Source organism: Nocardia colli (assembly GCF_008704205.1).
Taxonomy (GTDB): domain Bacteria; phylum Actinomycetota; class Actinomycetes; order Mycobacteriales; family Mycobacteriaceae; genus Nocardia; species Nocardia colli.
In genome coordinates this window covers 1-22,683 of record NZ_VXLC01000037.1, presented here as the reverse complement: position 1 = coordinate 22,683, position 22,683 = coordinate 1, and the positions used below count along the sequence as shown (strand labels likewise).

23 protein-coding genes and 1 pseudogene are annotated in these 22,683 nt (G+C 67.0%); 14 read left to right on the top strand and 10 right to left on the bottom strand.

What is annotated here, in order from left to right:
• Nucleotides 1-13: 13 nt before the first annotated feature.
• Nucleotides 14-619 carry a M23 family metallopeptidase gene (locus F3087_RS42360; protein WP_150407839.1) on the bottom strand — a complete coding sequence of 202 codons (606 nt, stop codon included), beginning with the start codon at nt 617-619 and terminating at the stop codon, nt 14-16.
• 63 nt (nt 620-682) lie between these two features.
• Nucleotides 683-1,780 carry a cytochrome P450 gene (locus F3087_RS42355; protein ID WP_223885774.1) on the bottom strand — a complete coding sequence of 366 codons (1,098 nt, stop codon included), beginning with the start codon at nt 1,778-1,780 and terminating at the stop codon, nt 683-685.
• A 178-nt stretch (nt 1,781-1,958) separates the two neighbouring features.
• Between F3087_RS42355 and F3087_RS42350 the strand changes: the two genes are divergently transcribed.
• On the top strand, nt 1,959-2,768 hold the full coding sequence (locus tag F3087_RS42350; protein ID WP_150407837.1) for an SAM-dependent methyltransferase: 810 nt from the start codon (nt 1,959-1,961) through the stop codon (nt 2,766-2,768).
• Here F3087_RS42350 and F3087_RS42345 read toward each other — a convergent pair whose 3' ends face one another.
• Nucleotides 2,769-3,998 (bottom strand): fatty acid desaturase family protein, encoded by a 1,230-nt coding sequence (locus F3087_RS42345; protein WP_150407836.1) that lies wholly within the window; start codon nt 3,996-3,998, stop codon nt 2,769-2,771. It lies immediately after the preceding gene.
• 269 nt (nt 3,999-4,267) lie between these two features.
• Nucleotides 4,268-4,954, bottom strand: a complete 687-nt coding sequence (locus F3087_RS42340; RefSeq protein WP_150407835.1) for a TetR/AcrR family transcriptional regulator C-terminal domain-containing protein — start codon at nt 4,952-4,954, stop codon at nt 4,268-4,270.
• Nucleotides 4,955-5,137: 183 nt separating this feature from the next.
• Here F3087_RS42340 and F3087_RS42335 point away from each other — a divergent pair, with 183 nt between their 5' ends.
• The 6 genes from F3087_RS42335 (at nt 5,138) to F3087_RS42310 (ending at nt 12,548) form a co-directional block, all read left to right on the top strand.
• On the top strand, nt 5,138-6,055 hold the full coding sequence (locus F3087_RS42335; RefSeq protein WP_150407834.1) for an aldose 1-epimerase family protein: 918 nt from the start codon (nt 5,138-5,140) through the stop codon (nt 6,053-6,055).
• Between the two features lie 126 nt (nt 6,056-6,181).
• Entirely contained in the window at nt 6,182-7,324 is a 1,143-nt protein-coding gene (locus F3087_RS42330) for a metallophosphoesterase (protein WP_150407833.1), read from the top strand.
• Nucleotides 7,325-7,459: 135 nt separating this feature from the next.
• Nucleotides 7,460-8,554, top strand: a complete 1,095-nt coding sequence (locus F3087_RS42325) for a BMP family lipoprotein (protein WP_150407832.1) — start codon at nt 7,460-7,462, stop codon at nt 8,552-8,554.
• Nucleotides 8,555-8,579: 25 nt separating this feature from the next.
• Nucleotides 8,580-10,094, top strand: a complete 1,515-nt coding sequence (locus tag F3087_RS42320) for an ABC transporter ATP-binding protein (protein WP_150407831.1) — start codon at nt 8,580-8,582, stop codon at nt 10,092-10,094.
• Nucleotides 10,087-11,271: an ABC transporter permease gene (locus F3087_RS42315; protein WP_223885773.1), complete on the top strand. Its 1,185-nt coding sequence runs from the start codon at nt 10,087-10,089 to the stop codon at nt 11,269-11,271. The genes F3087_RS42320 and F3087_RS42315 overlap by 8 nt, the downstream gene beginning before the upstream one ends.
• A complete protein-coding gene (locus tag F3087_RS42310; RefSeq protein WP_223885772.1) occupies nt 11,271-12,548 on the top strand; it encodes an ABC transporter permease in 1,278 nt (425 codons plus the stop codon). Before F3087_RS42315 ends, F3087_RS42310 begins: the two co-directional genes overlap by 1 nt.
• Here F3087_RS42310 and F3087_RS42305 read toward each other — a convergent pair whose 3' ends face one another.
• Genes F3087_RS42305 through F3087_RS42290 form a run of 4 tightly spaced genes read right to left on the bottom strand, consistent with a single transcriptional unit; the run spans nt 12,549 to nt 16,319 of the window.
• Entirely contained in the window at nt 12,549-13,886 is a 1,338-nt protein-coding gene (locus F3087_RS42305; protein ID WP_150407829.1) for a hypothetical protein, read from the bottom strand.
• Nucleotides 13,883-14,281, bottom strand: coding sequence for a hypothetical protein (locus tag F3087_RS42300; protein WP_150407828.1), 399 nt, complete (start codon nt 14,279-14,281; stop codon nt 13,883-13,885). Before F3087_RS42300 ends, F3087_RS42305 begins: the two co-directional genes overlap by 4 nt.
• Nucleotides 14,278-14,478 carry a hypothetical protein gene (locus F3087_RS42295; RefSeq protein ID WP_150407827.1) on the bottom strand — a complete coding sequence of 67 codons (201 nt, stop codon included), beginning with the start codon at nt 14,476-14,478 and terminating at the stop codon, nt 14,278-14,280. The genes F3087_RS42300 and F3087_RS42295 overlap by 4 nt, the downstream gene beginning before the upstream one ends.
• The gene (locus F3087_RS42290; RefSeq protein ID WP_150407826.1) at nt 14,475-16,319 is read right to left on the bottom strand and encodes a hypothetical protein; all 1,845 of its coding nucleotides are present in this window, start codon (nt 16,317-16,319) and stop codon (nt 14,475-14,477) included. Before F3087_RS42290 ends, F3087_RS42295 begins: the two co-directional genes overlap by 4 nt.
• A 660-nt stretch (nt 16,320-16,979) precedes the next feature.
• Between F3087_RS42290 and F3087_RS42285 the strand changes: the two genes are divergently transcribed.
• The 6 genes from F3087_RS42285 to F3087_RS42260 all read left to right on the top strand — a co-directional run bounded on the left by F3087_RS42285 (nt 16,980) and on the right by F3087_RS42260 (nt 20,179).
• Entirely contained in the window at nt 16,980-17,381 is a 402-nt protein-coding gene (locus tag F3087_RS42285) for a hypothetical protein (RefSeq protein WP_150407825.1), read from the top strand.
• A complete protein-coding gene (gene atpB, locus F3087_RS42280) occupies nt 17,378-18,175 on the top strand; it encodes a F0F1 ATP synthase subunit A (RefSeq protein WP_223885771.1) in 798 nt (265 codons plus the stop codon). The genes F3087_RS42285 and atpB overlap by 4 nt, the downstream gene beginning before the upstream one ends.
• A gap of 47 nt (nt 18,176-18,222) precedes the next feature.
• Complete coding sequence (locus F3087_RS42275) at nt 18,223-18,480, top strand: F0F1 ATP synthase subunit C (RefSeq protein ID WP_040742384.1); 258 nt, start codon at nt 18,223-18,225, stop codon at nt 18,478-18,480.
• A gap of 6 nt (nt 18,481-18,486) precedes the next feature.
• On the top strand, nt 18,487-18,999 hold the full coding sequence (locus F3087_RS42270; RefSeq protein ID WP_150407824.1) for a F0F1 ATP synthase subunit B: 513 nt from the start codon (nt 18,487-18,489) through the stop codon (nt 18,997-18,999).
• Nucleotides 18,996-19,571, top strand: a complete 576-nt coding sequence (locus tag F3087_RS42265; protein WP_150407823.1) for a F0F1 ATP synthase subunit B family protein — start codon at nt 18,996-18,998, stop codon at nt 19,569-19,571. Before F3087_RS42270 ends, F3087_RS42265 begins: the two co-directional genes overlap by 4 nt.
• A 143-nt stretch (nt 19,572-19,714) precedes the next feature.
• On the top strand, nt 19,715-20,179 hold the full coding sequence (locus tag F3087_RS42260; protein ID WP_150407822.1) for a group II truncated hemoglobin: 465 nt from the start codon (nt 19,715-19,717) through the stop codon (nt 20,177-20,179).
• Between the two features lies 1 nt (nt 20,180).
• Here the strand turns inward: F3087_RS42260 and F3087_RS42255 are convergent, their stop codons facing one another.
• Nucleotides 20,181-21,080 (bottom strand): serine hydrolase, encoded by a 900-nt coding sequence (locus F3087_RS42255; protein WP_223885770.1) that lies wholly within the window; start codon nt 21,078-21,080, stop codon nt 20,181-20,183.
• 344 nt (nt 21,081-21,424) lie between these two features.
• Here F3087_RS42255 and F3087_RS42250 point away from each other — a divergent pair, with 344 nt between their 5' ends.
• Nucleotides 21,425-22,141 carry an LppP/LprE family lipoprotein gene (locus F3087_RS42250; RefSeq protein WP_191094422.1) on the top strand — a complete coding sequence of 239 codons (717 nt, stop codon included), beginning with the start codon at nt 21,425-21,427 and terminating at the stop codon, nt 22,139-22,141.
• Nucleotides 22,142-22,398: 257 nt separating this feature from the next.
• On the opposite strand, the pseudogene F3087_RS47010 reads toward F3087_RS42250, so the two are convergent.
• Nucleotides 22,399-22,683: pseudogene (locus F3087_RS47010) on the bottom strand (hypothetical protein); the annotation flags it as partial.

Below are 22,683 nucleotides of genomic sequence, written 5' to 3'. Positions count from 1 at the left end.
GCGGACAGCATGGTCAACCCGGCTGTTTCACCGGCGGCAGCGTCGCAAGCGCATCGACGACGGTGCGGTACTCGCCGTCGGCGTTGCGGCCGAGTTGTGGCCAGCCCCGGCCGTGCGGGCCGCACAGCTGGGTCCAGACCGCGCGGGTCCGGTCGAGCAGTTCGCGCTGTTCGGCGGCGTCGAGTGCGCACAGGAAGTCGTCGGGAAAGTCGGCATCGCTCAGCCAGGCCATCGGGTCGGTCTTGGCCCCGGGGTCGTATCCGAACGGCATGACGCTCAGATGGAGATGCGGTCCGGTGGATCCGCCGTTGTTGCCGACGTAGGCGATCAGCTGTCCCGCCTCGACGCGGTCACCGACCGACAGTCCGGTGGCGCTCGCGTCCCACATGTGCCCGTATTCGCTCACCCCGCCGCCGTCCGCGGCCGGATGGTCGATGACGATCCATTCGCCGTACCCCGCGGCGGGTCCCAGGTACAGCACGGTGCCGCCGGCGCAGGCGTAGATCGGGGTCCCGTCGGGTGCCGGAAAGTCCTGTCCGGAATGGAATCCGCCCGCGCGCGGGCCGAACGGCGAACCGATCGTGAGTATGTCTCGGGCTATGGGCCAGTATCGGGTCATGGGTGCCCTCCTCTCCGACAGATACATCGGCAGGAGGGCGCCGGACGTGCGGTTGCGGTCCGCTCAGCGGGCCGTGACGGTCGTGGGCAGGGCGGCGAAGCCGCGGTTGTTGGACGCGTGGATGCGGCGGATGCCGTCGGCGTCGAGGTCGTAGTCGGCGATCCGGCCGACGATCTCCTCGAGCGCGACGCGCAGCTCCAGCTGGCCGAGGTTGGCGCCCAGGCAGTGGTGGCGGCCGCTGCCGAAGACCAGCGACGCGCTGGTGTCCCGGTCCAGGTCGAAGGTGTCCGGGTCGGTGAAGACCTCGGGGTCGCGGTTGGCCGAGCCGATCAGCAGCAGCATCCGCGCACCGGCCGGAACGGTCACCCCGTGCAGCTCGAATTCCTCGGTGGCCGTGCGCAGCGAGGTCTGCGAGGACGGTTCGTAGCGCATCGACTCGGCGATCCAGTCCTCGATCCGCCCGTCGAACGCCTTGCGGCGCTGTTCGGGGTGCAGCCACGCGGTGTGCCAGAGGTTGCCGAGGGTCAGCATGACGGTCTCGATGCCCGCGCCGATCAGCAGGATGAGCACGCTGACGATTTCCTCGGGGGTGAGCCGGTCGTCGCCGTCGGCCGCGTCGAGCAGGCCGGAGAGCAGGTCGTCGCGCCGGTCGTTGGCCCGTTCGATGGTCAGTTCGGTGTAGTAGCCGATGATCGCGCCGATCGCCTGGATCGCCTCCGGGCGCAGGTCGGTGGACTGCTCGTCGTTGTACATGATTTCCATGCCGAGCTTGCGCAGCATGTCGCGGTCGCGCTCGGGCACGCCGACCAGTTCGGCGATCACCTCGGTCGGGTACGGCCCGGCGAAATCGGCCATGAAATCGAAGCTGCCGCGCTCGAGCAGGGGGTCCAGCAGCCGGCGAGCGATCTCCCGCAGCCGGGGTTCCAGGCCCTGCACCCGGTGCTGGGTGAAGGCCCGCGTCACCAGCCCACGCAGCCGGGTGTGTCGCGGCGGGTCCATCGCGACGAAGGAGAACATCTGCTCCGCCTGCGGTCCCCAGAACGCCGGTTCCATCCGGATCGCCCCGTTCGCGCTGGAGAATCGATCCGAATCACGGAGCGCGGCAAGGACATCCGCGTGCCGCGACAGCGCCCAGAAGTCGTCGGTATCGTTGCGATACACCGGCGACTCGCTACGCAGCCGGGCGTAGTACGGGTATGGGTCGCGGTGTACGTCAAAATCGTATGGGCTGTACTGCAGTGACATGGCGGAGCCTTCCGGGCGGTGCGACATCACCATCGCTACCGGTTCGCAACTCGAACTGACATGATGACAATAGACGAGATGAATTGAGGGCGTAGTGAACTCGGAACCGCCGGTCGGGAAGATCGATGTGTCGAAGCCGCATCCGGCGCGCCGCTACGACTACTGGCTGGGCGGCAAGGACAATTTCCCGTCGGATCGGGAATCGGCCGACATGGTCGCGGAGGCTTTTCCGACCGTTCGCCTGGCCGCGCTGGAGAATCGCAGCTTCCTGCGCCGGGCCGTGGCCTACCTCGCCGACGAGGGTGTCCGGCAGTTCCTCGACATCGGCGCCGGGCTGCCCACGGCGGGCAATGTGCACGAGATCGCGCAGAACATCGCCCCCGAGTCGCGCGTCGTCTACGTGGACAACGACCCGATCGTGCTGGCCCACGCCCGGGAACTGCTCAACAGCTCCCCCGAGGGCGCGACCGCCTACCTCGACGCGGACATCCGCGAACCCGACCGCATCCTCGGCCACCCCGACCTGGCCCGGGTGCTGGACATGAACCAGCCGGTGGCGCTGATGCTGGTGGCGATCATGCACTTCATGACCGACGACGACAGCCCGTACGAGCTGGTGCGCAAGCTGTGCGACGCGCTGCCCTCCGGCAGCTACCTGGTGATGACCCACGCCACCAGCGACCATCTCTCCGCCGAGGAACTCGCGGAGAACAACGCGGCCAATCAGCGCAGCGGCGTGCCGTTCCGATTACGGACCACCGAGGAATTCACCCGCTTCTTCACCGACCTCGAACTGATCCCGCCGGGCATCGGCTCGGTGATGACCTGGCGTCCGGGCGAGTGGCGCCCGCACCCGCGCCCGGAAGCGGTCTCCATGCTCAGCGGCGTGGCCCGCATCCCCTGATCAGCTGAACCGGTCCACGCGCGATTTCTCGGCGCGGCGCAGCGCGGTGCGCAAACCGGCGCGGCCCAGCGGGCGGCCGGTGTCGGGCACATCGAAGGTCTTGTCACCGTGGAACTTTCGTTCCGAGGCGGTTTCCGGCGCGTCGTCGGAGGTGGCGGTCAGCAAGCTGTCCGGCAGCGCCAGCTTGTGGATAGTGCGCAGGGTCAGCAGGTACTGATGCAGCAATGACCCATTGGTGTAAGGCAAGTCGTATTTGTCGCACAGCGCGCGCACCCGCAGCGCGATCTCGGCGTACCGATTGCTCGGCAGGTCGGGGAACAGGTGATGCTCGATCTGGTAGCAGAGGTTGCCGCTGAGGAAGGCCAGCATCGGGCCCGCGTCGAAGTTCGCGGTGCCGAGCATCTGCCGCAGATACCACTCACCCTTGGTCTCGTTCGCCACCGCCGCCGGCTCGAATTTCTCCGCGCCATCCGGGAAGTGGCCGCAGAAGATCACCACGTAGGCCCAGAGATTGCGGAGCACGTTCGCGCTCGCGTCCGCGGTGAGCGTGCGACGCCAGCGGCGTCCGCTCATCGCGGGGAACAGCAGGTAGTCCTTGCCGGCCTGCCTGGCGATCTTGCCGAGGAACAGCCTGGTCTGCGCGGCCTTCTCCGCCGCGCCCTGTGCCCGATCGCGCTCGGAATACAGCCCATGCAGCGCGATTCCCCACTCGAAAGTGGCCGCCAGCAACAGGTTTCGCAGCGGTTGCAGCAAATGCCCTGGCTTCCACCGTTCGTCGCGGGTCACCCGCATGACACCGAATCCGATGTCGTCGTCCATGCCGAGCACGTTGGTGTACACGTGGTGGCGATAGTTGTGCGAATACCGCCACTGCGCCGACACCCCGGCCATGTCCCACTCCCAGGTGCTGGAGTGGATCTCCGGGTCGTTCATCCAATCCCACTGGCCGTGGCAGACGTTGTGGCCGATCTCCATGTTCTCGATGCTCTTCGCCAGGGCCAGTCCGGCGGTGCCGGCGAGCCAGCCGGTCCGGCCGCGGCTGAGCCCGATGGTCAGCCGGGCGACGGCGTCGAGCGCACGCTGGAACGCGATCGTGCGCCGGATATAGCCCGCGTCGCGGGCGCCGCGCTGCTCCTGGATGTCCCGGCGGATCAGCTCGAGTTCGAGTCCGAGCGCCTCGACATCCGCCGCGCTCAGGTGCGCGTAGGCCGCGACTTCGGTGATTGCCATGCTTGGTGCCCTCGAGTTCTGCCGCAGCGCCTGTCTACAGCGTAGGCGGACATCGTTGACAACGCACCGAATATGGTTCCGCTGCTTCCCATCGGCGAATTCCCCTGCTCCACGGCCTCGCCTCGGACCTCGCCGCCTACGACGGCCGCGCCGAACCCGAACTCGGGCTCGACATCCTGATCAACGGTCTCACCACCACCGTGTCCCGATCGGCGAAAATGCGGAATCGATTGCCGCACAGGAGCGTTGGGGCCCGGAAGGCGAGCCGGCTAAGCCGGACCGGGCAAGGTCGCGGTTAGGCCGGACAGCAAGATATCCAGTCCGCGTTCGAGTTCGGCCGCGCCGTCATAGGCGGCCAGCACCGGCGCGAGCTCGCGCAGCAGCGGGAACTCGGCGATCGGCAGCCGATGCAGCCCGAGGCGCAGCACCTCGTCGGTCTCCTCCGGCCGTTCGACGATCTCCTGCAACTCGTTGAGCACATGCCCGTACAGGAACCCGAACAGCGCCCGATAGATATGCAGCGCGTCCGCCCCTGCGAACCCGGCCCGGGTGAGCAGGGCCAGTATGTCCTCCAACGGCCGGACCACCGAGGTCGGCCGCATCCCGAGCGGCGTCGCCAGCGGCCGAGTCACCAACAGCGGCACCACCTTCGGATGCGCCAGCGCCAGTCCGCGGAAGTCCCGCGCGACGGCGCGCAACTGACGCTGCCAGTCGGCGTCGGTCGCATCGACCGACAGCTGCGCGAACACGATCTCCGCGACCCCGTCCAGCACCGCGGCCTTGTTCGGCACATGCCGATAGATCACCATCGGATCCCGCCCGACCGCATCGGCCAGCCGCCGCATGGACAACCCGTCGACCCCGTCACCGTCGACGATCTCCAACGCCGCGTCCAGCACGGCCGCCCTGGTGACCGGACTCTCGCCTTTACCGCGCTTAGCGGGCGGCTCAGTCATACCAGCAGGCCTCATTCCGTCAGCGTCGCCAGCAGGTCGCGAGTGTAGACCTACGATGTTGACACTATGCCACACACGGTGACCAGGGCCTTGCCGAGCTCTGAGTTCTCGAATCCGGTGACGGATCCGGGAACCGCACGGTGGCCGAGGGTGGCCGAGCGGGCGACGGTAGCGTCGTCGGTTATGACTCCGCCACCGTCCGGACAGCAGTTCTCGATCAGCCACGGCGACCAGCGGGCCGTGATCGTCGAGGTCGGCGGCGGCATCCGGGAGTTCCGGGTGGGTGGCCGCGACGTGCTCGAGCCGTACGACGTGCAGATGATGGCCGACAGCGGACGCGGCGCCGCGCTGATTCCGTGGCCGAATCGGTTGGCGGACGGCAAGTATCGGTTCAACGGCGTCGAGCATCAGCTGGCGCTGACCGAGCCGGCGAAGAACACCGCTATTCATGGGCTGCTGCGCTGGCGGCCGTGGCGGGCGACCGACGCGCAGGAGAACGAGGTCACCATGCGGACCACGTTGCACCCGCGCAAGGGCTACCCGTTCTACCTCGACGTCGCCATCGGTTACGCGCTGTCCGACGCCGGCCTGACGGTCACCACCACCGCGACCAATCTCGGCGATACCGCGGCGCCGTACGGCTGCGGTCACCATCCCTATCTCTCTCCGGGTGCCGGCCGCATCGACGACGCGGTCCTCCAGTTCGACGCCGCGACGCGCATCGTCACCGATCCGGAGCGGCAACTTCCGATCGGCACCGAAGCCGTGCGCGGCACGCCGTTCGACTTCGCGACGCCGAAGCCGTTGGGCGAGTTGACGATGGACCATCCCTTCACCGATCTCGCCCGCGACGACGACGGACGGGCCTGGGTTCGGCTGCGGGGCACCGACGGTGCCGTGGCCGAACTGTGGGTCGACGACTCCTATCCGGTGCTCCAGCTGTTCACCGCCGATACCCTGGCCCCGTCCCGGCAGCGGACGAGTCTCGCCGCCGAGCCGATGACCTGCCCGCCCAACGCTTTTCAGAGCGGCGACCGCCTGATCCAGTTGACTCCGGGCGCTACCGTGCAGACCCGGTGGGGTGCCCGGCTGACTCGCTGACCACCCGCACAGACCGAGTGGTGTGGTTCGTCGCCGGACTTCCTCGTAGGCGCTGTTATCGTCGATAGCGCCCGCGCCGGGCGGAGGGACCGCGCGAAGCACACCCGCGCCGACGAGGATGGTCTCTTGAAATACGTGCCCCGCGTTGCTCTGTTCCTGGCGATCCCCGCCATCCTGTTCCTGGTCCCGTGGTGGACCCTGGTCGGCGCGCCCACCGAGGGCACCGGCCCGCTGTTCTGGCTCGGCACCGCGACATTCGCGCTGGCCTTCGTCGCCCTGCCCGCGTCGATGTTCCTCGGACACGGCCCCGCGCAGTCGGATGCCGCGTCCATCGTCGGCGACACCCTGCTCGGCATCGCGTGGGTGGTGTTCAGCTGGTCGGTGATCGGCAACATCGCCGGGTTGGCCCTGGCGGTCGGCGGCGTGCACGACCCGGACCGCTCGCGCATCGTCGCGACGGGCGTGCTCGTGGTGTCCGTCGCCCTGGTGGTCTGGGGCATTATCGAGGCGCGGCGGATACCTCGCGTACGCACGGTCGATGTGTCGATCCCCGGACTCGGCCAGGGCCTGGACGGACTGCGCATGGTGATCGTCACCGACACCCATTTCGCGGCGCTGGATCGGCTGCGCTGGTCGGAGAAGGTGGTCGCGGTCGTCAACGAGCAGCGCCCCGACATCGCCTGCCACGCAGGCGATCTGGCGGACGGTTCGGTCGCGAAGCGGCACCCGCAGGTCGACCCGCTCGGCAAGGTCGAGGCCGCGCTCGGCCGGTTCTACATCACCGGCAACCACGAATACTTCGGCGACGCGCAGGGCTGGATCGACCACATGGCCTCGATCGGCTGGCAGCCGCTGCACAACCAGCACCAGACGGTGACCCGCGGCGGCGACCGGCTCGTCATCGCCGGCATCGACGACCCGACCGGCGTCGGCCTGCCCGGCCACGGACCCGACCTGCCCACCGCCCTGGCCGGCGCCGACCCGCAGCTGCCGGTCGTGCTGCTGGCCCACCAGCCCAAGCAGATCACCGCCGCCGCGGCCGCCGGGGTCGCGTTGCAGATCTCCGGCCACACCCACGGCGGCCAGATCTGGCCGTTCCACTACCTGGTCCGCCTCGACCAGCCGGTCGTCGCCGGCCTCAGCCGCCACGGCGAGCACACCCAGCTCTACACCAGCCGCGGCACCGGCTTCTGGGGTCCCCAGCTGCGGGTCTTCGCCCCCAGCGAGGTCACCGTCCTGGTCCTGCGATCGGCCCCCGCCCGCGCCTGACCCTGTCCCGATTGTCCCGATGACGCGGAAACCGAGCCAAGATCGGTTCCGCGTCCTAAACTCCCACCACCACTGCACTCTCTTCGGCAGGTTCGGTGAGTTGGGTTGCGGGGTATCGCGTTTCAGGAGGCAAAAATGGGTAGGTTGTCGCAGACCCTCACCGCTGCCGGTGTGCTCGTGCTGACCGTGGCGGCGTGCGGTAGTCCGCCGTCCGAGCAGGGCAAGAACGGCGACGCGGGCGCCAAGGACTTCAAGGCCTGCATGGTGTCGGACTCCGGCCGGTTCGACGACAAGTCGTTCAACCAGACCTCCTTCAAGGGGGTCACGGACGCGGTCGCCGCACTCGGCATCTCGAAGGCCCAGCTGGAGTCGAAGTCGGACAACGACTATCCGACCAACATCAACACGATGGTCCGGCAGAAGTGCGACATCATCGTCACGATCGGCTTCAAGCAGGGCGACGCCACCTACGCCGCGGCGAAGGCCAACCCGGACATCAACTTCGCCATCGTCGACTACGCCTATACCGACACCGCGAAGAACCCGCCGCTGCCGAACCTGCAGGGGCTGACATTCAATTCGGCCCAGCCGTCGTTCCTGGCCGGCTACCTGGCCGCGGCGCAGACGAAGACCGGCAAGGTCGGCACGTTCGGCGGGATCAACATTCCCACCGTCGCCATCTTCATGGACGGCTTCGCCGAGGGCATCGCGTACTACAACAAGGCCAAGAACAAGCAGGTCCAGCTGCTCGGCTGGGACGAGGCCACCCAGCAGGGCGTCATCACCAACGACTTCCAGGACAAGAACATCGGCAAGACCAAGGCCAACGATCTGATCAGCCAGGGCGCCGACATCATTCTCCCGGTGGCCGGTCCGGCGGGCCTCGGCGCGCTGGAGGCGGCGCACTCCTCCGGCGGCAAGGTCACCGCGATCTGGGTCGACACCGACGGCTGCGTGAGCGCCGCCGAATACTGCTCGTCCCTGTTGAGCAGCGTGGAGAAGCTGATGGATGTCGCGGTGACGAAGTCGATCACCGACGCCTACCACAAGCAGTTCAGCAACCAGGCCTACGTCGGCACGCTGGCGAACAAGGGGGTCAGTCTCGCGCCGTACCACGAGTTCGACGACAAGATCCCGGCCGAGCTGAAGACCGAGATCACCGCGCTCGCCGCCGATATCGCGAGCGGGAAGATCACCCTCACGTCGAAGGCCCAGCCCGCAGCCAAGTGAGCCGCGGCCGTCACACGGGAGCGCTATGCGGCTCGAATTACGCGGTCTGACCAAACGATTCGGCACCTTACTGGCCAACGACCAGATCGACCTGGTGGTCGAGCCTGGCGAAATCCATTGCCTGCTCGGCGAAAACGGCGCGGGCAAGAGCACGCTGATGAACATGCTCTACGGGCTGTTGCAGCCCGACGACGGCGAGATCCTGCTGGACGGCAAGGCGGTCACCTGCCTGTCGCCCAGCGACGCCATCGCCGCCGGAATCGGCATGGTGCACCAGCATTTCATGCTGGTGCCGGTGTTCAGCGTCGCGGAGAACATCATCCTCGGCCGGGAACCGACCAAGGGTTTCGCCGTGCTCGATCGGGCCGCGGCGCGCACGCAGGTGCGCGAATTGTCCCAGCGCTACGGGTTTCCGGTGGATCCGGACGCCCTGGTGGCCGACCTCTCGGTGGGCGAGCAACAGCGGGTGGAGATCCTGAAGGCACTGGCCAACAACGTCGAGGTGCTGATCCTGGACGAGCCGACCGCCGTGCTCACCCCGCAGGAGATCGACGAGCTGATCGAGGTCTTGCGCGCCATCGCCGCGAACGGCACCTCGATCATCTTCATCACGCACAAGCTGAAGGAAGTCACCCGGATCGCCGACCGGATCACCGTCATCCGCCGCGGCGCGGTGGTCGGCACAGTCGAACCCGCCACTCCCGAAGCCGAACTCGCCGAACTGATGGTCGGCCGGTCGGTCGAGCTCGTGGTCGCCAAGACCCCGGCCGCGCCGACCGGACCGACCTTGGTGGTCACCGATCTGACCGTGGTGGACGCGGCCGGAGCGGTGGTGGTCGACAAGGTGTCCTTCCGGGTCGACGGCGGCGAGATCGTCGGCATCGCCGGCGTGGTCGGCAACGGGCAGTCCGAACTGGTCAGCGCGCTGCTCGGGCTGCGGACGCCGGTGGCGGGCGCCATTACGGTCGGCGGCTGGGAGGTGGTCGGCCGGTCGCCGCGCCAGCACCTGGACGCGGGCATCGGCTATGTGCCCGAGGATCGTTCGCACGACGGCTGCATCGGCACGTTCAGCGTCGCCGAGAACCTCGTACTGGACCTGATCGATCGACCCGAATTCTCCCGCCACGGCGTGCTGTCCCCGTCCGCGGTGAAACGCAATGCCGCACAACGGATCGAGGAGTTCGACATCCGCACTCGCTCCAGCGCGGATCCAGTGAGCACCCTGTCCGGCGGCAACCAGCAGAAGGTCGTCCTGGCCCGGGAGCTGTCGCGTCCGCTGGAGGTGCTGATCGCCGGTCAGCCCACCCGCGGCCTCGACGTCGGATCGATCGAGTTCGTGCACAAACGCATTGTCCGCGAACGGGATCAGGGCACCGCGGTGCTGATCGTCTCGACCGAGCTCGACGAGATCTACGCGCTCTCGGACCGCATCATCGTCATGTACCGCGGCCGGGTCGTCGGCATCGTCGGCCCGGACACCCCGCGTGACCAGCTCGGCCTGATGATGGCCGGCGCGCATCCGGGAGGGGACCGTGACTGAGGCAGCGCGCAGCGATTCGCCGCGGGGTGGTGGCCGGGTGCCGGGTGCGCTCGACCGGCCGTGGGTGCGCGAACTGATCGTCAGCGCGCTGGCCGTGGTGCTCGCGCTCGTGGTCGGCGCGCTGCTCATCATCGTCAGCGATCCGAACGTGACGGGTGCGTTCGGCTATTTCTTCGCGCGGCCGATGGATACGGTGTCGGCGGCCGCCACCGCGGTGGGCGATACGTATAGGGCGCTGTTCCTCGGCGCGTTCGGCGGCAAGCATCAGATCGCCGAAACCCTGGTCGCGGCAACACCATTGATCTGCACCGGGCTGGCGGTCACGCTCGCGTTCCGCACCGGTCTGTTCAATATCGGCGCGCAGGGCCAGCTCATCGCCGGCGCGCTGTTCGCCGGCTGGGTCGGTTTCGCGGTGCATCTGCCGCCGGTGCTGCACGTGGCGGTCGCGCTGGTGGCCGGGATCGCCGGTGGCGCGCTGTGGGGCGGGATCGTCGGGCTGTTGAAGGCGCGCACCGGCGCGCACGAGGTCATCACGACGATCATGGGCAACTACGTCGCGCTGTACGCGCTCACCTGGCTGCTCACCACCTCGTGGTTGCAGCGGCCGGGCCGCAACGAGCCGATCAGCCCGGTGGTCGACGAGACCGCGCAGCTCCCCCGATTCGGCGACACCCGGCTGAATCTCGGACTGCTGGTCGCCCTCGGCGCGGCCGTGTTCGTGTGGTGGCTGCTCTCGCGATCGACGCTGGGTTTCCAGTTGCGCGCGGTCGGCGCCAATCACGATGCGGCGCGCACGGCCGGAATGAACGTCGGCCGGGCGTATGTGCTGGCGATGCTCATCGCGGGCGGGCTGGCCGGACTCGCCGGCGCGCAGCAGGTGCTCGGCACCGATCTGCCGCTGACCAACGGAATCGCCGGATCGTTCGGCTTCGACGGCATCACCGTGGCATTGCTCGGCCGCGGTAGTCCGATCGGCACGGTGTACGCGGCGCTGCTGTTCGGCGCGCTGAACGCGGGCGGCAACGAGATGCAGGCGGCGACCGGCACACCGCTGACCCTGGTGACCGTGCTGCAGGCGGTGATCGTCGTGCTGGTCGCGGCGCCGGCCCTGGTGCGCACCGTCTTCCGGATCCGGGCCGAGCGCGCGGACGCGGTTCTCGCGAAGGGGTGGAACTGATGGTGACGACCACGACCGGTGCCGCCCGCGGGCTCGAATCACCGGAGAAGCATCAGCAACGACTCCGCCTGGGGATCCTGCTGCTGGTCCTGGCGGTCACCGCGGTCGCCCTCGCGGTGTTCACCAAGTCGGGCACCGTCGACTTCCGTTTGGGCGCACCGGATGCCGCGAGTCCGTCCGATCTCGACGTGCCCGCCAAACCGGCGGCGTTGCTGCTGTCGGTGGTCGCCCTCGCGATCGCGATCGCCCATCTGTGGCGCGGCCTGACCGGACGGTGGGCGGCCGTGCTGTTCACCGTGTTCGGCGTCGCGTTCGTGGTGACGTTCGTGTGCTGGGCGGCCTCGGGCAAGATCTTCCCGCTCACCAACCAGATTCAAGGCACCCTCGCCCTGTCGACGCCGCTGATTCTGGGCGCGCTCGCGGGCGTGCTGTGTGAACGCGCGGGTGTCATCAATATCGCCATCGAGGGTCAGCTGCTGGCCGGCGCGTTCGCGGCCGCGATCATCGCGACGGTCAGCGGCAGCTTCTTCGTCGGCGCGGTGGCCGCGGTGGTGGCGGGTGTGTTCGTCGCCTGGCTGCTCGCCGTGTTCTCCATCCGCTATCTGGTGAATCAGATCGTGCTCGGCGTGGTGCTCGTGGTGTTCGCCACCGGCATCACCGGGTTCCTCTTCGATCAGTTCACCAATCTGACCGACGGACCGGCCCGGTTCAACAACCCCGGAACCATGCAGCCGCTGGCGATTCCGGTGCTGTCGTCCATCCCGATCATCGGACCGACGGTGTTCGATCAGACCGCGCTGGTGTACGCGATGGTCGTCGCGGTCGTCGCGCTCGCGTTCGTGTTGTACCGGACCCGGTGGGGGTTGCGGGTGCGGGCGGTCGGCGAGCATCCGCGCGCCGCCGCGACCGTCGGGATCAAGGTGCTGCGCGTCCGGTATCAGGCCGTGCTGCTCGCGGGGGCGATCGCCGGGCTCGGCGGCGCGTACTTCACCATCGGCTCGACCGGCGGTTTCACCAAGGAGATGACCGCGGGCAACGGGTTCATCGCGCTGGCCGCGGTGATCATGGGTCGCTGGCATCCGCTCGGCGCGACCTGTGCGGCACTGTTTTTCGGTTTCACCAAGGCCCTCCAGGGTCAGTTGCAGGTGCTGGCAACGCCGATTCCGACCGAGGTGTTGCAGATGACGCCGTACCTGCTGACGGTGATCGCCGTGGCGGGCGCGGTCGGGCAGGTGCGGCCGCCGAAGGCCGACGGCGAACCGTACGTTCCCGGGTGATCAGCCACCGAACAGCAGGTACAGGCCGGTGAAGGTGTAACCGACCATGGTCAGCATGAGGGCGAGCTGGCCGGTGGCGCGATGCGCGGGCGGCAGGAGCCGTAAGCACCTGTCGTGCGCGGCGGTCACGCCGAGCACGTGGCCGGTGAGCACCGCGAGCACCTTGGTGGTGGCGAGCACCGTCGGATGCTCGGACAGCAGGTAATGCACCTGGTAGCTCGCCAATCCACCGATGTCCCAACGGCGTTGGAACGGATCGGCGAACAGCACCAGCGTGGACTGTCCCTTCTCCACCAGGAAGGTCAGATAGTGCGCGACGATGTATCCGGCGATGATCGGCGTGACGCTGTGCGCCAACAACCCTGGGAGTTCGGCTCGTTCGTCACGGTCGAGACCGCCGGTGGCCCGCGCGGCGATCGTGAAGACCGTGCCGACAATCAGGATGACGACGAACAGGCCGGCACTGCGCACCAGCGTCGCGCCGAAAACCGAACCACCGCCGAGTGAATCGACGAGATCGCGCCAACCGGGTAGCGCGGACAGACTGTCGAAGGCGGTGGAGCCGAGCAGCGTCGCTGCGAGCGCCACCGATCCGGGCCGCACCGGCGTCCCCGCCAGATTGTGCAGCGGTGCGCGCAGCACCAGCTCACCCGAAGGGCGGCGGCCGAGGGGGCTGAGCCGCGCCAGCAGACTGCTGTAGACCTCGAACGGGTCGCCACGCTCGGCCCAGGTCGTGCCGAACACAACCAGGCCGGTCAGCGTCACCACCGAATACCCGAGCAGCCAATAGCCCACCGCCGCAATGGAACCCGGATCGGGCGACGCGAGCTCGAGCCAGACGAAGGCGAACAAGCCCAGCACCGCGGGCCTGCATCCCCAGCCGGACGGATACTCGCGAACGCCGTCTTCGGGATTGCGGCGCAGGATCGAGCAGCCGAACCGATGCAGCGCTCGCATCGGCGAGATGACCTTCCAGACCGGACCGACCACGAGCGACGCGAGCATCACCCCGACCCAGATGTAGATATAGAACACTCCGGGGATCGGATTGCGTTGCGGCGAAGCAGATCCGAACACGAGGACCAGACCGACCACCATCGCGGCCGCGACACCGGCTACGGCAAGCACGATCCGGACCGCGCGGGAATCGATCACCGCCCGCAGCCCGGACGGCAGCAGCAGACCGGGCGAGTCCGGATCCAACCGCGGCCGCCGCCACGCCACCAGCAGTATCGCGAACGAGAACGTCAACGCCCACGCCGCGCCGATCAGCGCGTAGGTCAGCGGAATCGGCAGATCCGCCGAGCCGTTGAGCCCGTGCGCGAGCGGCGGACTCACTGCCGGATCAGCAGCGTGGTCACCGTCTTGCCGGCGTGATGGAGCTCGACATCGACCCGTCCCGGCACGGTGACGATGAACCGGAACTCCTGCCCCGCCTTGGGTTCGACGGCGAAGGTCTGGCTCGGCTCGGAATGCACATGCAACTCGTCGGCCACATCGCTGTCGACCTTGATGACGATCGGCTGGAACTGCCTGGCATCGGTCCTGGTATTGGTCGGCGTGACCGACCCGTTCGCGATCCGCACCGAGAGGATGACCTCGGCAGGGACATCGACCGACGCACTCGCCGACGTGCGCGCGGCCGGCGCATCGACCGACGAGCCACACGCGGTCATCGTCCCCGACACGACGAGCAGCGCGGCAAGCGCACTGGTTCGGGCTGCACGGATCATCGGTTCTCCTCCCGATCGAGCGGATCGGATACCGCGGCGTCGCTCCCCGACTGCTCGGCCTCGCGCCGCTCGGCCCGCCGATCACGCATAGCTATGCCGACGATGACGCCGACCACCGCCAGCGCGGGCACGAACGCCGGGATCGCCAGCAGCATGGAGTGACTGGCGAGCACGTCAACGTCCTGCGCGTAGCTCACCGGCGCACCGCCCGCGCCATCCGCTCCGCGCGCACGTCGGCGCGATAGGCCAGGTCGATCCGGGCCGCGCCCCAGGCCAGCGCCCAGATGATCGCCAGCGAGCAGACCAGCACGATCAACGACGCCAGAGTGAACAGCCACGACGGATAGTCGGACGAACGTTCCCGTTGCAGCACGGTGGTTTCCAAGACGAACGGACGGGTGAACTCGGCAAGCGCGGGCACCTCCCGGGCGTCGATGCCCGGGTCGCTGGGCAGGTACACCGGCAACCCGGTCAGCATGCGGCCGTCCTGCAACCGCAGCACCGTCTTCCAGTTGCCGTCCGCCGGGACGGGTTTCGTGCTGACATAGTGCCCCGCTCCGACCCGCTGCAACTGATCGATCACCAGCCCGCGACCCGGCCGCCCGGAACCGACACCGCCCTGCCAGGCGAGCAACTGCACCCACTCCGGGTCATCGCGCACCAGGTCCGCCGGGCTCAGCGTGACATCGGCGGTCACCATCCGGCCACCGTGCACCGATTCGGCATCCTGCAACCGGACTGCCGCGGAAGCATTCTCGGGGACATGGATGCGCAAGCCGTTCGCGGTCGCCGCGGCGGCGATCAGCACCGTCGCGATGACCAGACCACGCCGCAGCGCAGGCCGCGGCAACGGCTCACCCCGCAGAACCAGGCCGAGCAACCCACCGAGCGCGCCGCCGGCGATACCCACCGGCACCGTCGTGACCAGCAGCTCCGGCCACATGCTCGCCGGCCATCGATCGACGGACATCGCGTCGACCCACAGCGATTCGAGCCAGAGCCCGCCGGTGGCGGCGACCAGCCCGGTGAGCGCGCCCCACCGGAGCGGCTTATCGATGAACGGCAGCAGCGCCATCAGCTCGACCACTACCGCGATGCCCAGATACAGCGGGAACACGTTGTGCGGCTCGCCGAGGATCGGCCCGACCAGCACCGCGACCACCCCGCGGACCAGGAACGCGAACACCACCGCGACCAGCGCACTCCCCCGCCCGAGTGTGTACCGCGCCGAGACCAGCGCGATCGTGCTCGCGGCGACGATCAGCATCGGCTGGAAAACCAGCCGGAACTGCTGCACGCCGAAGTCGAATTCGACCTGGAAGACCGACAATCCGATCAACAGGCCGCCGAAGGCGAGCGAGCGGAACACCCACAGGAACGGACCGTCGACCCGATCCGGGTCAGGCCGATCGAGCCGCCCCTCGAATTCCAGCAGCAGCACCGCGACCAGCGAGAGCCCGGCGCCGCCGATCAGCATCAGATGCGTCGGTCCCCACAGCGTGACGTCCTGGCCGAACAGCCGATGCCAGATGTCGTCCAGCGGAAAGCCGATCAGGGCGTACAGGCCGACCGCCGCCATCAGTACCCCGCCCACCGGTGCGTGCCATGTGCGGGTGATCCGGATCGCCGCCGGGCCCGGCTGCCCGTCCAGCGGCAGGATCACCGCCAGCATCCCCGCGATGAAGAGGAAGAACAGTCCGATCAGGATGAAGTAGTGCGCCGGATTGGCCAGTGGCCCGGGGTCGCGCCCTTTGCCGATGTGCAGGCTCACATCCCAGATGAAGCCGAACAGCGCGGTGAGGATGGTCGTGATGAACAGCGCGAGCGGCAATGCGACCCAGCCGGGCCGGTTTCCCCACTGCCCGAGCCGATCCGCCGCGTTCTTCAGCCAGGTGATCCGTCTGGTGCGATGGAGATAGGCCAGCCAGAACAGGCCCGCCGCGATCACTAGCGCGGCGGCGGTCAGGCCGATGACCTGATTCAACGCGGCCCCGCCGCCCTCCGAACCCTTTGCCAGCACCGCGAACTGAGCCCTCATCGCGAACTTCTCTCTGTTACTCGAAGTCTCTTCAACTTCGAATGCCCATCGAACGCGCAGGTATGCGGCGGGATACGGGACATGCGCAGATCTGGGAGGACTCACAGCGCGACCAGCCCCGAAATGGTGCCGGTTCCCCAGTTTGTCGATCTTGCCGACGGTTTCGGCACAGAACGGTCGCCGGGCATTCTTGTGCACTTGCCCGAGCAGGACTTACGTGATCGGTCGATCAACCGGTTACCGGTAGCAAGTAATCAGCATCCTTAATTCGGACAAATCGGACAAATTACATAAGTTGGGACAAATCGAAAGTCGGTGGTGACGCGTCATTGTCAAGCCCTTTGCCGAAAGTCGGTATGTTGCCGCCGATTCACCGCACCTGTGACTATACTCCTCGCACGCAGAACCCCGCCCCCTCGGTCGCCTCCGAGTAGATTCCATGGGCACCAGAGTTTTCCCACGTCAGCCCGTTCCGAAAAGCCCATGCGGCACTTCAGGAATGGTGCCGCGCGTGTGCGAAGAACGGTTTGCAAGAGTAACCAGATGATGTCTGTAACCAATTTCAAGATCAAGTCAAGAAAGATCAAAAACCTTGCCACGCAGGGTGGTTGGCATGTGTATGCTATCGATTCATCACGTCCCCCACTATGAGGTGGGGGTATGGGCGAGGGCGGTGTCGGTGTGGACGTGAATAAGATCCAAATACGGCGCGCGGCCATTGCCGCGATCGCTCTGGGTGTGCTGGCCCTGGGGATTACCGGGCTGATCGACCGACTGTTGCTCGGTACCTTCATCTGCGCCGGACTCGCGGTCGGTTGGTTGAATGCCCAACTCACGTTGTGGGCCATCACCCGAATTGCCAGTTCCGAAGCGCCGAGCAAGCAGCGTTTGGTAGGTTCCTCCGCGCTACGACTGCTCGGCATAACCGCCGTCGCTCTCCTGGTGGCATTCCTTGCTCGCCCCAATGGCGTCGGTATCTTCTTCGGCTTGGCCCTCTTTCAAGTCGCCCTGGTCCTCAACACTGTCCTGCCTGAATTGAAAGGGCTTCGCCAGACGCCATGACGATCCCAGCCATTTCATTTGCCCAGCTGGCCTCGAGCGTCACGTTGCTCGCCCAAGAGGCCCCCGCGGAAGAACCGAAGATCAAAGTTGGTCACCACGCGGTCGCGCACGTCTTCGGCATGGCCTTCAATGTCGACACCATCGTGTCGACCTCGGTCGCCGCGCTCATCGTGCTCGGCCTGGCGTTCTTCCTGCGCCTGAAGATCACCTCCGGGGTACCGAACGGCGTGCAGCTGTTCTTCGAAGCCGTGACGGTCCAGATGCGCGGTCAGGTGGAAAGCGCCATCGGCATGAAGGTCGCGCCGTTCGCGCTGCCGCTCGCGGTCACCCTGTTCGTCTATATCTTGCTGTCGAACTGGTTGTCGGTGCTGCCGGTGCAGATCGGTGACGGCGAGTTGCTCGCCCCGCCGGCCTCGGACGTCAACTTCGTCTACGCGCTGGCCCTGTTCGTCTTCATTGCCTATCAGTCCGCGGGCATCGCGCGGCGCGGCCCGTTCGGGCACGTGAAGCAGTTGCTCAAGGGACATACGGGCTGGGGCCCGATGGTGTTCATCAACGTCATCGAGGAAATCGCCAAGCCGCTGTCGCTGTCGCTGCGATTGTTCGGAAACATGTTCGCGGGCGGCGTGATGCTCTCCGTGATCACGTTGTTCCCCTTCTGGATCAGCTGGGGCCCCAATGCCGTCTGGAAACTGTTCGACTTGTTCGTCGGCGCAATTCAGGCTTTCATCTTCTCGCTGCTGACCGTCCTGTACTTCAGTCAGTCGATGTCGTTGGAAGACGAACACCACTGATCGGCGAGGTGCCGATCGAGTCCACATCCGAGAATAGGAAGTAGAAAATGGCAGACCCAACCACCGCGTCCATCATCCAGGGCGCCCTCATCGGCGGCGGCATCATCATGGCCGGCGGCGCCATCGGCGCAGGCATCGGTGACGGCCTGGCCGGCGCGGCGCTGATCAATGGTGTAACCCGTCAGCCGGAGGCCGAGGGTCGGTTGCGCGGCATCTTCTTCCTGACCGTCGGTCTGGTCGAGGCGGCGTACTTCATCAATCTAGCCTTCATGGCGCTTTTCGTATTCGCGACTCCCGGCAAGTAACCGGGCATGTCTCCGAGAACCGATGTAGTTGCCGCGGAGAACTTCCTCATCCCCAACGGCACCTTTTTCGTCGAGTTGCTGATCTTCCTGATCGTGCTCGGCGTCATCTGGTTCTTCGTGGTTCCGCCGATCCGCAAGGTTCTGGAGGAACGCGAAGAGCGGGCCGCAGAGACCCTGGCGACGACCAAAGAGGCGAGGCAATTGTTCGCCGAGGCCGAAGCCAAGCATCACGCGGCAGTCGAGAAGACGCGGTCGGAGGCGGCCGCGATCCGGAGCAAGGCACGCGCCGAGGGCCGGGAAATTCTCGAGGAGATGCGCGGACAGGCGCAGCAGGAAGCCAACGGCATCGTGGCCGAAGCCGAGGCGCAATTGCGGGCACAAGCGGATCAGATCGCCGCGGAGTTGCGCGAGACGGTCGAGCCGCTGGCTCGATCGCTGGCCGACCGCGTGGTCGGTGTCGATGATGAGCGGCGGGCCGAGACAAGTCGAGGCCGGCAGACAGGACGGGCGTCGTCATGACTCCTAGCAGCGACATCCTTGCCGAGGGCATCTACCAGATCCATTTCGAATGGCAGGTGTTCTTCAGCCAGTTGTTCGGCTTCGCCGTCATCATCTGGGTCATCGTCAAATACGTTGCGCCGCCGGTCAAGAAGATGATGGTCAAGGCGCAGAACGACATCCGCAAACAGATCGAAGAGAACGAGCAGGCGGCCGCCCGGCTGAGCAAGGCCAAGCAGGTTTACGACGAGGGCATGGCGGAAGCGAAAGCCGAACTGGCCCAACTGCTCGAGGACGCGCACGCCGACGCCGAGGACATCGTGGTGAAGATGCGGGAAGCCGCCGCCGCCGAGGTCGAACGCGTCGGCAAGCAGGGCCGCGACCAGATCGAGCTGATGCGCAGGCAGCTGATCCGCGACCTCAAGGCCGACTTCTCCAAGCAGGTCATGGCGCACACCACCGAGAGCGTGCGCGAGCAGGTCCAATCGCCGCAGATCAAGTCCGACGCGGTCGAGCGGTTCCTGGACGACCTGCAGGCGATGGCGAACACCGGCTCCTCCGGCCGGACCCACACGCAGTCCCAGTGGAACTGATAGACCCTCGACGGACCTGAGCCCTACTCACCGCATTCGAGCGGGGCCCTCCGGCAAGAAAATCGCTCGGCCTCCTCCGGCTGCGGCCATTATGCTGACGCATGTTCGATTGGCGCCATGCCGTTATGGATCGGAGTTCAACAATGACGGAGGCAACGCCCACTCTCTACGAATGGGCCGGGGGCACAGCGGCTTTCGAGGCGCTCACCGAAGTTTTCTATCGCGAGGTCCTGAAGGACGAGCTGGTCGGCCCGCTGTTCGCCGGCATGGATCCGGGACATCCGAAATACGTCGCGATGTGGCTGGCCGAAGTCTTCCGCGGACCGGAGGCCTACAGCACCGACCGCGGCGGTTACGCGCACATGGTGCGCCAGCACCTCGGCAAGGCGATCACCGAACCGCAGCGCCGCCGCTGGATCAATCTGCTCATGGACGCCGCCGACGAGGTGGGCATGCCGGACGACCCCGAGTTCCGCTCCGCGTTCTTCGCCTACATCGAATGGGGCACCCGCCTCGCCCACTCGAACTCCCAGCCCGATGCCACGCCGCCGCTGAAAGCGCCGATGCCGCACTGGGGTTGGGGCGAAGCGCCGCCGTATCAGCCCTGAGCTAGCTGAAGTAGTCCTTGAACAGGATTTCGCTGACCTTGGTGACGGTCTCCTTGCCGACCTGGTAGCCATCGTCGACCACCTGGGTGTTGTTCATGATGGCAACGGTGAATTGCTCACGCGGACCGACGAACCCCACGGAGTTCATCAGCCACGAGCCGTCGTCGTTGTCATCGGACCAGCCGTTCTTGTTCCCCGGCGCCGCCCGATCCCCCGCACCCCACACGCCCCATTGCTGATTGGTGTCCAGGGAATCCCCGCCGTCGACCGAGCGCATCTCGCCGACCAGATAGTTGCGGTGCCGGGCGGGCATCTTCTCCAGGATGAAGTCGACGAGTTGCTCGAGATCGTTCGCGGTGGCCAGGATCCAGCCCCAGGAATCCGGGTGCCGGTCGGCAAATCTGATGCCCGCCATGCCGAACGATCGGAACCGCGGCGCGAATGTCTTCTCCCCGCCGTAGCGGTCCCACAGGGTGGTCGCCGCGTCGTTGTCGCTGGAGTGCAGCATCCGGTGCATCAGCTCGCGGTCCTCGGCGCCGAGCGTGATCGCGCCCAGGTCGTCGCGCAGCAGCAGGTCGGTGGCCATCGCCAATTTCGGGGTGGAACAGGCCCAGATCGGTGTCGCCGCATCCGCGTTGCGCCACACCGCCCCCGTGCGGCGGTCGCGCACCACGATCCCGGTGAACCCCGGACGGCTCTTCGCATACGCCTCGGCCTGGGCGATCCGCGACTTGAACGCGGCATCGAAACCACGCGCCACGCTCGGCTCCTCTCGCGCCGGACTTTCCCGTACCGGCCCGGGATGCTCGGTCCCCCGCGGTTCGTACATCAGCGCGGCCGCGACCAATGAGCCGGCCACCAGTAGACCGGATAGCACGAACGGCACCCTCGACTTCCGCATGAACGCCCATCCCTCGCTGTGTCGCTAGACGGAAAAACGCAGGTCACCGGTAGTGCTCGGTGTTCTGCATCTTTCCCAGCGGACGGCGCGGGAGCAACCCGACACTCGGAGGCGGCGTCAATTCGAACTCGTGCGCGCGGTGCCCCCGACAGTAGGGGCACTATTTTTTCGATGCCTCAACTTACGTGAAACTTAGTAACACGCACCGGAATCCGCCCGATGACCACTGTGTCGTCGCGGGTTCACGGATGGAGGACCGTGTCCGGGCTTCGGGAGACCAAAGCCGTCGCGAGGACGCAGCAGTACGGAAAACGACAACCGACCATACCGATTCCGGGGGTTCAATGAACGTCAAGTCATGGGCTTTTGCCGCACTAGCCGCCAGCGTCGTCCTCGGCGCCACCGGCTGCGGTTCCAGCTCGACGCCGCAGGTGGCGTCCAGGACGCCGATCCCGTCGGCCGCGCCCGCGTCACCCGGTGCGTCGGCGCCGGCCCAGCCCGGCGACACCGATCGGCCCGCCAATCCGCCGCAGGCCCAACCCAACGCACCGGGGAGCGACAACGCACCGCCGGTCAGCGTGCCGGTCGAGCAGAAAGACCCCGCGCCCGCCCCGCAGCCGCCCGCGAATCAGCCGCCCAACGGCAGCGGCCACGGCCTGTGCTTCGACTCGAACTCCCAGCTCGCCCATAACGCTTTGGGCCGATTGGCGCCGAACAAAGAGGGCTACCCGTGGGTGATCCTCGAGGCGAGCAATGACCCGATCGACGCGGGCTGCTCCGGCGTCCTGTCCTGGATGCTGGTCGACTGGAACGGCAGCCACCCCGGCTACCACGTCCTGTTCTTCACCAACGGCACCTACCTCGGCACAGCGACGTCCAAGTACTATGGCTACACAACGGTCCTCGGCAAGACCAAGAACACCGTCTCGGTCCAGTACCGCTGGGCACTGCCCCAGGATGCGCTCTGCTGCCCGTCCGGCGGGCCGAACGTCGTCACGTACACCCTGAAAGGCAACACCGTGACCGCCAAGGGCGAGTTCCCGCCCGACCCGGACAAGTAATCCCAGCTACGAAAACGCCCCTGTCCCTTCATGTTCGAAGGGCAGGGGCTTTCGGTCACTGCGGTACACGTCTCAGCACGATCAGCGGAGTGACATAGTGATCGACCACGCGAACTCTTCGACCTGGATAGCGGCGAAGTGCCCGTCGCGGGTCAGGCGATCCACCCATCTGTCGGTGTCGAGTTCGCCGGGAGCGGACCGCGGCGATTGTTCGATACGGCGGGCCGTGATCTCGGCGACCCGTTCCCGAAACGGCGTCAACGCCATCGACGGATCACCGAAGGCGTTGCGCCACACCACAAAATAGCCGCCGGGCGCCAGTGCGCGATCCAGTGCACCGCCGTCGCCGCGACCGCGAGATCGAAGGTTGCGACCGCCAGCGGCACGGACTCCGCAGTCCCGGTCTCGACATCCGCCGCGGGGCAGCGCGCCCGGAGCCGCTCGGCCAAAGCATAGGCATGCGTTGGGATGTGCTGTCGACGAGACGGCTTGGACCGATGACCAACGCGCGGGTCGCGGTGCGGGCTCAGGCGGTCAACGCA

Excerpts from the sequence above, each read along its gene's own strand:
- F3087_RS42360 (WP_150407839.1), bottom strand. The coding sequence starts at position 619 with ATGACCCGATACTGGCCCATAGCCCGAGACATACTCACGATCGGTTCG.
- F3087_RS42345 (WP_150407836.1), bottom strand. The coding sequence starts at position 3,998 with ATGGCAATCACCGAAGTCGCGGCCTACGCGCACCTGAGCGCGGCGGAT.
- F3087_RS42340 (WP_150407835.1), bottom strand. The coding sequence starts at position 4,954 with ATGACTGAGCCGCCCGCTAAGCGCGGTAAAGGCGAGAGTCCGGTCACC.
- F3087_RS42335 (WP_150407834.1), top strand. The coding sequence starts at position 5,138 with ATGACTCCGCCACCGTCCGGACAGCAGTTCTCGATCAGCCACGGCGAC.
- F3087_RS42325 (WP_150407832.1), top strand. The coding sequence starts at position 7,460 with ATGGGTAGGTTGTCGCAGACCCTCACCGCTGCCGGTGTGCTCGTGCTG.
- F3087_RS42320 (WP_150407831.1), top strand. The coding sequence starts at position 8,580 with ATGCGGCTCGAATTACGCGGTCTGACCAAACGATTCGGCACCTTACTG.
- F3087_RS42310 (WP_223885772.1), top strand. The coding sequence starts at position 11,271 with ATGGTGACGACCACGACCGGTGCCGCCCGCGGGCTCGAATCACCGGAG.
- F3087_RS42300 (WP_150407828.1), bottom strand. The coding sequence starts at position 14,281 with ATGATCCGTGCAGCCCGAACCAGTGCGCTTGCCGCGCTGCTCGTCGTG.
- F3087_RS42290 (WP_150407826.1), bottom strand. The coding sequence starts at position 16,319 with ATGAGGGCTCAGTTCGCGGTGCTGGCAAAGGGTTCGGAGGGCGGCGGG.
- F3087_RS42285 (WP_150407825.1), top strand. The coding sequence starts at position 16,980 with ATGGGCGAGGGCGGTGTCGGTGTGGACGTGAATAAGATCCAAATACGG.
- atpB (WP_223885771.1), top strand. The coding sequence starts at position 17,378 with ATGACGATCCCAGCCATTTCATTTGCCCAGCTGGCCTCGAGCGTCACG.
- F3087_RS42275 (WP_040742384.1), top strand. The coding sequence starts at position 18,223 with ATGGCAGACCCAACCACCGCGTCCATCATCCAGGGCGCCCTCATCGGC.
- F3087_RS42270 (WP_150407824.1), top strand. The coding sequence starts at position 18,487 with ATGTCTCCGAGAACCGATGTAGTTGCCGCGGAGAACTTCCTCATCCCC.
- F3087_RS42265 (WP_150407823.1), top strand. The coding sequence starts at position 18,996 with ATGACTCCTAGCAGCGACATCCTTGCCGAGGGCATCTACCAGATCCAT.
- F3087_RS42260 (WP_150407822.1), top strand. The coding sequence starts at position 19,715 with ATGACGGAGGCAACGCCCACTCTCTACGAATGGGCCGGGGGCACAGCG.
- F3087_RS42255 (WP_223885770.1), bottom strand. The coding sequence starts at position 21,080 with ATGCGGAAGTCGAGGGTGCCGTTCGTGCTATCCGGTCTACTGGTGGCC.
- F3087_RS42250 (WP_191094422.1), top strand. The coding sequence starts at position 21,425 with ATGAACGTCAAGTCATGGGCTTTTGCCGCACTAGCCGCCAGCGTCGTC.